General features: G+C 67.6%; 11 protein-coding genes. 4 read left to right on the top strand and 7 right to left on the bottom strand.

What is annotated here, in order from left to right:
• Window positions 1-53: 53 nt before the first annotated feature.
• The gene (apaG, locus tag IFJ75_RS14775) at window positions 54-461 is read right to left on the bottom strand and encodes a Co2+/Mg2+ efflux protein ApaG (protein ID WP_207868977.1); all 408 of its coding nucleotides are present in this window, start codon (window positions 459-461) and stop codon (window positions 54-56) included.
• 96 nt (window positions 462-557) lie between these two features.
• Between apaG and IFJ75_RS14770 the strand changes: the two genes are divergently transcribed.
• Window positions 558-1,580: a 2'-deoxycytidine 5'-triphosphate deaminase gene (locus tag IFJ75_RS14770; RefSeq protein WP_207868975.1), complete on the top strand. Its 1,023-nt coding sequence runs from the start codon at window positions 558-560 to the stop codon at window positions 1,578-1,580.
• Between the two features lie 84 nt (window positions 1,581-1,664).
• Here IFJ75_RS14770 and IFJ75_RS14765 read toward each other — a convergent pair whose 3' ends face one another.
• A complete protein-coding gene (locus IFJ75_RS14765) occupies window positions 1,665-2,975 on the bottom strand; it encodes an MFS transporter (RefSeq protein WP_207868974.1) in 1,311 nt (436 codons plus the stop codon).
• Window positions 2,959-3,465, bottom strand: a complete 507-nt coding sequence (locus IFJ75_RS14760) for a cupin domain-containing protein (protein WP_318781010.1) — start codon at window positions 3,463-3,465, stop codon at window positions 2,959-2,961. The genes IFJ75_RS14765 and IFJ75_RS14760 overlap by 17 nt, the downstream gene beginning before the upstream one ends.
• A 46-nt stretch (window positions 3,466-3,511) precedes the next feature.
• Here IFJ75_RS14760 and dapE point away from each other — a divergent pair, with 46 nt between their 5' ends.
• A complete protein-coding gene (dapE, locus tag IFJ75_RS14755; RefSeq protein ID WP_207868970.1) occupies window positions 3,512-4,711 on the top strand; it encodes a succinyl-diaminopimelate desuccinylase in 1,200 nt (399 codons plus the stop codon).
• A gap of 146 nt (window positions 4,712-4,857) precedes the next feature.
• On the opposite strand, the gene IFJ75_RS14750 is transcribed toward dapE, so the two are convergent.
• Window positions 4,858-5,133 (bottom strand): hypothetical protein, encoded by a 276-nt coding sequence (locus IFJ75_RS14750; RefSeq protein WP_207868969.1) that lies wholly within the window; start codon window positions 5,131-5,133, stop codon window positions 4,858-4,860.
• Between the two features lie 72 nt (window positions 5,134-5,205).
• On the opposite strand from IFJ75_RS14750, the gene IFJ75_RS14745 reads away from it, so the two are divergent.
• On the top strand, window positions 5,206-5,547 hold the full coding sequence (locus IFJ75_RS14745; RefSeq protein WP_207868967.1) for an EF-hand domain-containing protein: 342 nt from the start codon (window positions 5,206-5,208) through the stop codon (window positions 5,545-5,547).
• Window positions 5,548-5,551: 4 nt separating this feature from the next.
• Here IFJ75_RS14745 and IFJ75_RS14740 read toward each other — a convergent pair whose 3' ends face one another.
• From IFJ75_RS14740 to ppa, 3 genes are all read right to left on the bottom strand, one after another.
• On the bottom strand, window positions 5,552-6,433 hold the full coding sequence (locus IFJ75_RS14740; RefSeq protein ID WP_207868965.1) for an AraC family transcriptional regulator: 882 nt from the start codon (window positions 6,431-6,433) through the stop codon (window positions 5,552-5,554).
• 72 nt (window positions 6,434-6,505) lie between these two features.
• On the bottom strand, window positions 6,506-7,312 hold the full coding sequence (lepB, locus tag IFJ75_RS14735) for a signal peptidase I (protein WP_207868963.1): 807 nt from the start codon (window positions 7,310-7,312) through the stop codon (window positions 6,506-6,508).
• A gap of 169 nt (window positions 7,313-7,481) precedes the next feature.
• Entirely contained in the window at window positions 7,482-8,048 is a 567-nt protein-coding gene (gene ppa, locus IFJ75_RS14730) for an inorganic diphosphatase (protein WP_207868961.1), read from the bottom strand.
• 134 nt (window positions 8,049-8,182) lie between these two features.
• Here ppa and IFJ75_RS14725 point away from each other — a divergent pair, with 134 nt between their 5' ends.
• On the top strand, window positions 8,183-8,932 hold the full coding sequence (locus IFJ75_RS14725) for a DUF599 domain-containing protein (RefSeq protein WP_207868959.1): 750 nt from the start codon (window positions 8,183-8,185) through the stop codon (window positions 8,930-8,932).
• The last annotated feature ends 295 nt before the right edge of the window (window positions 8,933-9,227 follow it).

Here is a 9,227-nt window from a genome sequence, read left to right as displayed (position 1 = left end):
CTCTCCGCTCATCCCCGCGAAGGCGGGGACCCAGAACCTGGGAAAGAGGGACCCTAGTTCAGCGTCCGCCTTTTATCCGGAATATCCAGGCTGAACGCCGGGATCGCCGCCTCGAACACCCGGCCCTCGCCGTCGGTCATGGAATAGGCGCCGACCATCGAACCCGAGGGCGTCGTCAGCGGGCAGCCCGAGGCATAGGAATAGCTGTCGCCCGGCGCGATGACCGGCTGTTCGCCGATCACGCCCGACCCGCGCACCTCCTCGACATGGCCGCGCGCGTCGGTGATCACCCAGTGGCGCGCCACCAGCTGGATCGCCGAGGTCCCCAGATTGACGATCTCGACCTGATAGGCCCAGACCCAGCGTCCCGCGTCCGGATCGGACTGGCCGGCCAGATAGCTGGGCCGGACCTTGACCAGGACCCCTTCGGTTTCCGCGATGTAGGGCTGCGTGTCGTGCATGGGTCCACAGTCGCGCGCTCTGGCTGGCCCTTCAACCCTCCTCGCTTTTCGGGGAGGCTCTCTCGCTTTTAAGGCGCAACGTGTATGGCTGTCGGAATGACATTCGACATTTTAAAAGCGGGCATCCTGCCCTGCCAGTCCATCGAGACGCTGATCGCCACGGGTGCCATCACCTCGCAGACTCCCTTCGACGCCGATCAGGTCCAGCCGGCCAGTCTCGACCTGCGCCTGTCCGACCGCGCCTGGCGCGTCCGCGCCTCCTTCCTGCCGGGCCAGCGTCTGGTCGCCGACCGCATCGCCGACGTCTCCATGCATCCGATCGATCTGTCGGGCGGCTATGTGCTGGAAAAAGGCTGCGTCTATATCGCCGAACTTCAGGAGCGGCTCAGCCTGCCAAAAGGCCTGATCGCCCGCGCCAATCCCAAATCCTCGACCGGCCGCGTCGACGTCTTCGTCCGCCTGCTGACCGATCGCGGCGCCAGCTTCGACGACGTCGCGGAGGGCTATGAGGGGCCGCTCTATATGGAGATCGCGCCCCAGACCTTCTCCATCCTGGTCCGCCCCGGCACCCGGCTGAACCAGCTGCGCCTCAAGGCCGGCGAACCGCCGAAGCTGGAGACCCGCTCTGTCGGCGTCGACCTGCGCGGCGGCGACATCGTCGGCTTCCGCGGCCGTCGCCACGCCGGCGTGGTCGATCTGGAGAACATCGACGGCCACGACCCGCGCGACTACTGGGAGCCCCTGACCCTGCGTCGCGGCGAGCTGCTGCTGGACCCGGGCGAGTTCTACATCTTGGCCTCTTCAGACGAGGTCGAGATCCCCGTCGATCAGGCCGCCGAAATGACCCCGATCGACCCCTCGGTCGGTGAGTTCCGCGTCCACTACGCCGGCTTCTTCGACCCGGGCTTCGGCACGGATGAGGCCCACGGCGCGGGCTCCAAGGGGGTGCTGGAGGTCCGCACCCACGATACGCCCTTCCTGCTGGAGCACGGCCAGATCGTCGCGCGGCTCGTCTATGAACCCCTGACCGAACGCCCCACCCGCCTCTATGGCGAAGGCGGCAGCCACTACCAGCGGCAGGGGTTGAAGCTCAGCAAGCACTTCAAGGTCTGGGGCTGAAGGCGGGTGGTTGGTGATTAGTGATTAGTGGTTTGGCGCGGCCCGGCGCTCGCGAACCACAAATCACAAACCACTAATCACTCTCTACTCCAGCCGATCCGCCTTCCTCAGGCTCGGGAACATCTTCGCCCAGGCGCCGGTCGCGGCCAGGGCCCCGACGCCGCCGAACACCGCGGCGCCGACCGGACCCAGGATCCGCGCCATCAGGCCGGTGAAGGCGTCGCCCAGTTCGTTCGACGCCCCGATGAACAGCATGGAGACCGAGGACACCCGGCCGCGCATCTCGTCGGGGGTGGCCAGCTGGATCAGGGTCTGGCGGATGTTGACGCTGATCATGTCCGCTGCGCCTGCGATGGCCAGGGCCACGCCAGAGACCCAGGCGATCCGCGACACCCCGAACACCAGAGTGCAGACCCCGAACACGGCGACCGCCCCGAACATCCAGATCCCGCCCCGGCGCACGATGGGGAAGCGCGCCAGATAGAGGCCCATCAGGAAGGCGCCGACCCCGAACGAGGCGCGGAACAGGCCAAAGCCCTCCGAACCGACATGCAGGATGTCGCGCGCGAAGACCGGGATCAGCAGGGCCATCCCGGCCAGCAGGACGACGACCAGATCCAGCGAAATCGCCCCGATCACCACACCCGTCTTCCAGATGTAGCTCAGCCCCTCGCCCACGGCCGTGATCCGGTCGCGCAGGTCGCCGCCCTCGCGGGCATTGGCCGGCTTGCCGCTGGTCTTGACCAGAAGGATGCAGATCAGGGCGATCACGAACAGGGCCGCCGATACGCCATAGGCGACATTGATCCCGAACCGGCCGATCAGCAGGCCGCCCGCGGCCGGGCCGGCGATGGCCCCGACCTGAAACGCCAGGGCCTGGGCGACGATGGCGCGGGGCAGGGCGGCGCGGCCGACGACCATGGGCAGATAGGCCTGGCTGGCGGGGGCCAGGAAGGCGCGGCTGACCCCGAACAGGGCGGCGACGGCCAGCAGGGCCCAGAGCGGCACGGCGCCGAGCAGGGCGAGGATCAGGAACAGGACCGCGCAGGTCAGCTCCCCCGCGACCGAAAAGGCCACGGTGCGGCGGCGGTCGCGCCGGTCGGCCATCTCCCCGGCCGGCAGGGTCAGGATCAGCAAGGGAATGAACTGCACCAGTCCGACCGCGCCCGCATAGAGCGCCGCCTCGCGCACTGTCGCCCCGCCCACGCGCGCCAGATCCAGCACCTGCCAGATAACGGTCGTCGACTGGATCTGGATCGCCAGCCCGGCCGCCACCCGCGTCACCCACAGATAGCGGAAGTCGGGGATCCTCCACGGATTGGTCCCGTGGGCGGCCAGGGCCGCCTCGGCGACGGGTTTGGTGATCGGCTCGGGGGCGTCAGGTGCGTCGGTCATACTTGGGGTAGGGCGTTCCGTCTCGGTGATGGTAGCGGTCCGCGCCGAGCGGCAGGACCATGTCGATGTCGGGGTAGTCGCAGCCGTCGCCGGTCGGGTTGCGCGTCCCGACCTCCAGCAGGACGGCCAGGCTGTCTGACCGGTTCTCGATCTTGTGGCCGTTGGGGACCCCGGCCTTGAAGCCCGCGCACTCGCCTGCGCGGAGAACGGTCTCGACCAGGGTTTCACCCGAGCCGTCGGGGTTCGGCTGCCCCTCGACCAGGACCACCTCGCCCGAGACGACCCAGACGAATTCGTCCTCGGTGAAATGCCAGTGGCGCTGCGAAGACCAGGCCCCGGCTGGAAGATGCAGCAGATTGACGCCGAACTGGTCCAGCCCGGCCGCGTCGCCCAGCGGCTGTCGACGCCGCGGCAGGCACTCGGCCGCATATTCGTCGGGGTAGGTAGTTCCGCTGATGGTCGGGACCTCGGCGTTAACTATCTTGGGCACGGCCATCCCTTCTCGCAGTCGCACAAGACCCGTAAAGCATAGAGCCATGAGCCGCGCATCAACTCCTGTGATCGATCCTGTCGAACTGACCCGCCTGCTGATCCGCCGGCCCTCGGTGACCCCCGTCGACGCCGGGGCCATGGAGGTGCTGGAGACGGTGCTGACCGAGCTGGGCTTCACCTGCCGCCGCATGCCGTTCGAGGGGCCGGGCGGCGCGGGTGTCCACGCCCGGATCGAAAACCTCTACGCCCGGCGCGGCACGGCCTCGCCCAACCTCTGTTTCGCCGGCCATACCGATGTGGTGCCCACGGGCGCCGAAAGCGGCTGGTCCTCCGATCCCTTCCAGGCCGAGGTCAAGGACGGCATCCTGTTCGGGCGCGGGGCGGTGGACATGAAGGGCGGGATCGCCGCCTGGGTCTCGGCCGTCGCCGAGGTTCTGGCCAAGGGCGAACCGCACGGCTCCCTGTCCTTCCTGATCACCGGCGACGAGGAAGGTCCGGCCCTGCACGGCACCAAGCGCGTCGTCGAGGCCCTGATGGCCGAGGGCGAGATCATCGACGCCTGCATCGTCGGCGAGCCGTCGTCACAAGGGCTGCTGGGCGACATGATCAAGATCGGCCGCCGCGGTTCGCTCAACACCTGGATTACCGTCCACGGCAAACAGGGCCACGTCGCCTATCCGCAGCGCGCGGCCAATCCGGCCCCGGTGCTGGTGCGGCTGCTCAGCAGCCTCGACGCCCACGTCCTCGACGACGGCTATGAGGCCTTCCAGCCGTCGAACCTCGAGATCACCACCATCGACATCGGCAACGGGGCGACCAATGTCATCCCGTCCGAGGCCCGGGCCCGGCTGAACATCCGCTTCAACCCGAGCCACACCGGCGACGAACTGATCGACTGGCTGAACCGCGAGGCGGGCAGGATCCAGGCCGAGACCGGCATGCAGATCACGCTGGAACATATGTGCTCCGGCGAGGCCTTCCTGACCCCCGTCGGCCCCTTCGTCACGCTCGTTCAGGACGCGGTCGAGGCCGAACTGGGTCGCCGTCCGGAGGCCTCCACCACCGGCGGCACCTCAGACGCCCGCTTCATCCGCGCCCTCTGCCCAGTGCTGGAGCTCGGCCTCGTGGGCGTCACCATGCACCAGTTCGACGAACGGGTTCCCACCACCGAACTCGACGCCCTGACCTCGGTCTATCGCCGGGTGATCGAGAACGTCTTCGCCGCCGCCCGCCCGGCGGAATAGGGTTGTACCCACGCGTCGCGTGGGGAGGCCGTGAGGCGTGGCGAGTTGGCGGAGGATGTGTTTCGGGGTCTGCCACCCGCTGGCGAGGGTCCGCTTCCGGGCTCGCTCGCGACAGCTGCTTCCGACCCGCTGTCGTCGTCTGGCCTTCAGGAGTTGGACGCCATTGCGGACTGATTGTCCCGCATCGCCGCATCCTGCCCGTTTCGATATCCCGAAATGAAGAACAGCGCGTAGACCATGGCGAGCAAGAACACGAAGGCCGTGCCAAGCCCGATCCATCCCTGTCGGCTCTGACGCATCGAACGTCCTCCCAGCCGCAATGATTGTTTAAAGTTGAGGTGCGAGCAAGGGCCGCTTTCCACCCTTCTCGGACACTCGACATGTCTGCGGGTTGGGCCTTCGGCGCTGATCGCGTCGCGCATGACCGATTTTAAACTGGCGGCGCGTCACGATCGGAGCTTCACTCCGCGAAAGCCCGCCACAGGACGCACCCGATGACCCGCCAGTTGTCGCCGAAGAAGAGCGAGACGCTCGAGATCCGGCTGCCTCACCAGACCAAGACCGCCTTCATGGCGCGCTGCCAGACCGAAGGCCGCACGGCCTCGGAGGCCGTTCGTCGCTTCATCGACGGCGAGATCGCCGGGCCATCGCGCCGTCCTCGCGTCAGCCTGTGGCAGGCCTTCGCCGCCGCCGCCGCAGGCCTCGCCATCGGCGCCGTCGCCGCCCCTTCGCTGGCCCAGACCTCGCATGCCGCCACCGCCCCCCGCGCGGCCTTCGATCGCCTCGACCGCAACCACGACGGCGTGGTCAGCTATGCGGAGTTCCGGGCGGGTTAGCGCCTCACCGCAACGGCAGATGCACCTCCGCCGCCGTGCCCTGTTCCGGGGCTTCGAGGAAGAAGCGTTGGCAGTAGACGGGGAAGTCGCGCATCTCCTCGCCGCTGTCGGGCAGCCAGTCGCGGTACAGGAACAGGGCGGCGGGCTCCAGGTTGTGGGTGTCGCCGGTGACCCTCAGCACGGCGCAGCGGCCGCCGGGGATTTCGCCCTCGCGCACACCCTCTCCAGCGATCGCGATGTCGCTTCCGGCGGGAAGGCCGACGCACAGCTCCATGCGATAATCGGCCGGGTTCGCCGGTCGGCGCTCGGTGTGCCAGATGTTGAAGGTGGTGCTGTTGGCGGGCGACAGCCCCTGCGACTTCCGCCAGGCGATGAAGCGCTGGATGGTCTGGTCCAGGGTCTCCGGGTCGCCCCGGTGTTCGAAGATCGCGACCCGGGTCGGGGCGACCTCGCGGATGACGACGTCGGCGGCGGTGAAGGTCTGGGGCATGATCTGGCTCCGGGCTGAGTTGAGCGGCGAAAAGGCCGCGAGCCACGGCTCCCAGGCGGGAGATTTCCGGAAGTCCGACGGCGACTGTCCCAGCCTCTGGCGAAAGGCGCGGGCGAAGGCGTCGGGCGTCTCGTAACCGGCGTCCAGGGCGATGTCGGTGACGCTGGCCCCGCCCACGTCCGCCAGCCGTTTCGAGGCCTGTCTCAGGCGGGCCAGCTGGACGTAGCGGTGAAGCGACAGGCCGAAGGTCGCCCGGAACTGCCGATGGAAATGGAATTTGGAAAACGCCGCGACGGCGCTGACGCTCTCCAGGTCCAGATCGCCGTCCAGGCGCCGGTCGATATGATCCAGCACCCGGGCCATCCGGGCCATGTATGGGGTCAGCGTCGCCGTCATCGTCCTCGCATCCTCGTGACGATGCTTACCTGAACGACGGCGGCCGCGCGCGCTCGACCGATCTTGCTGACTTCAGTGGATCGGTTTGAAGAACCGGTTCCCGCGCAGGTTCAGCCAGGTCCAGGGCTTGATCAGGGCGGCGCCCTCGTTCCACGAGCCGACCACGATCTCGGCCTTGCCGATGATGTTCTTCGCCGGCAGCAGGCCGACGCCCACCGTTCCCGGCCAGCGGCTGTCCAGCGAGTTGTCGCGGTTGTCGCCCATCATGAAATAGTTTCCGGCCGGCACGAGATAGACGCCCGTGTCGTCGCCCGGCAGGCCCGACCCGCCGTCGTAGGTGACATAGGTCTTGCCCGACGGCTGGGTTTCCCGCACCTGCAGCACCTCGCGCAGCGGCGCGTCGAAATCACGGGTCAGGCCTTCCGCCGTCTGGGGGATGACTACGCCATTGACCGACACTGCGCCGCCCGTCACCTGCACCCGGTCGCCGGGCAGGCCGATGACCCGCTTGACCCAGGTCTGCTTCGGATCGCGCGGCAGGCGGAACACCACCACATCGCCGCGCGCCGGTCCGTGGCCCAGCAGCCGCCCGTTCCCGGGGATCAGCGGCAGGTTGAAGGGCAGGGACGCCCGGCTCCAGCCGTAACTGAACTTGGACACGACGATATAGTCCCCGGTCACCAGCCCCGGCTCCATCGACGACGAGGGGATGGTGAAGGGCTGGAACAGCAGCACCCTCAGCACCATCGACAGGGCCAGGGCGATGGCCACGGTCTTGACGATCTCGGTCCATTCTGCGCGCGCGGAAGCGCCCGGAGCGGAGGAGGGAGCAGGGAAGGGGCCAGAGGACGGGCTGGTGGGTTCGGTGATCTCGGTCATGGCCGCATCGGGTCCCTCGCCGGCGCTTCACGCAATCAATAGCCTGTCCGGACAGTCCCGAAATCGTGTCCGGACACGCAGAGTCAGCCAACAGGGCCCCGCGGCGGATACGAAAGCGCCCCCGGAGCGGAACTCGGGGGGCGTCGATCTCGTCAGGCTGAAAAAGGGATCAGGCCGCGTTGGCGGCGCCGCTCTTCTTGGCCTTCTGGGCCTCGTCGTGGGCGCGCATGCCCTCGGCGATCAGGGCGGCGGCCTCGCCGGCGTCGCCCCAGCCCTTCACGGTCACCGACTTGTTCTTCTCCAGATCCTTGTAGCGGGTGAAGAAGTGCTCGATCTGCTCGACCAGGATCATCGGCAGCTGACGATAGCTGGCAATGTCGGTGTAGTAGGGGTTCAGCTTGTCGACCGGCACGGCCAGGATCTTGTCGTCGCCGCCAGCCTCGTCGACCATGCGCAGCACGCCGATGGGGCGGCAGCGGATCACGCAGCCCGGCACCACCGGCGAAGGATTCAGCACCATGACGTCGCAGGGGTCGCCATCGTCGGCCAGGGTGTGCGGCACGAAGCCGTAGTTGCCCGGGTAGTACATGGCGGTGTGCAGGAAACGGTCGACGAACAGGGCGCCGGAGTCCTTGTCCATTTCGTACTTCACCGGCAGACCGCCTTGCGGGATCTCGATGATGACGTTCAGGTCCCAGGGTGGGTTCGGGCCGACGGGAATGGCGTCGATGTTCATGATGTGCTCGGATTGTGCATCTGCGAAGTGTCGGGCGTCATAGTCCGACCGGCCGTTTCGGGCAAGTCGGCATCCCTGACAGGACGTTCCACTTGCGGTACGGTTCCTCGCTAGGCTGCGCGGACGAGACCTGAATGACCACCACTGACTGGGCTGCGCTTGCGCTCTTCATCGTGTGCTGGCTGGGCTATGACCCGCTGCTCAAGCTTCTGGCGCGGCGAAGCGGCGCCCTGAACGAGGATATGCTGACCATCCGGCGCGCCTGGATGACGGCCATGACCCATCGGGATCTGCGGCTGCTGGACAGCCAGCTTCTGGGCCATTCGATCAACTCCGGTTCCTTTTTCGCCTCCTCCAACCTGCTGCTGATCGCGGCCGTCGGCGGGGTGCTGTTCGGCGGCGAGAACGCGCTTCGGGCCTTCGCCTCGGTCGGGGCCGAGGCCGTGCCGGTCCGGCTGCTGGAGGCCAAGCTGGCGCTGATCCTCGCCTGTCTGGCGCGCGGTCTGCTCGATTTTATCTGGTCCCTGCGCCAGATGAACTATGCGCTGGCCCTGATCGGCGCCGCGCCCGAGATCCATCAGCCCGGCGACAAGGTCGCCTTCGGCGAGGCCACGGCCCGGGTGCTCAATCCGGCCCTGGCCTCCTTCAGCCAGGGCGTGCGCGGCTATTACTTCGCCCTCGCCGCCGGGGCCTGGCTGTTCGGCCCGGTGTGGCTGGCGGCGGCGGTGGTCTCGGCCTTCAGCCTCCTGGCGTGGCGTCAGGCCGCCTCGCCCGCGGCCCGGGCCATTCGCGAGGCCCGACGCATGCTTGAGGCCGAGGAAGCGCGAGCGGGCGGCTTCCCCGGTGCCCTTTCCAGCATCCCGGGCGAAAACGATCCCCGCTGAACGGCACAGCTATTTTGCGCTGCAGCATCACGCATCGCGTGATCCCACCCGTTTCGGGTCCGATTCGTGCATGGACACCGGTTACCTTACGTCAGGTGAGGCAAATTACGGTAACAACCCGTGATCCGATGCGCGGATTGAATGGTTGACGCATTGTGCATCGCAACCTAGATTGACCTTCGACGCCTCCGGGCGTCTTGCCCTTCCTGGGCGTTTCCTCCCTATAGACTTTCATGGCCGCGCCGGTATGGCGCGGCCTTTTTTTCGTTCCGCGCCCGGCGTTTGGGTGCGTTTT

The sequence above is a fragment of the Brevundimonas goettingensis genome (assembly GCF_017487405.1).
Classification (GTDB): domain Bacteria; phylum Pseudomonadota; class Alphaproteobacteria; order Caulobacterales; family Caulobacteraceae; genus Brevundimonas; species Brevundimonas goettingensis.
This window is presented reverse-complemented; position numbering and strand designations above follow the sequence as displayed.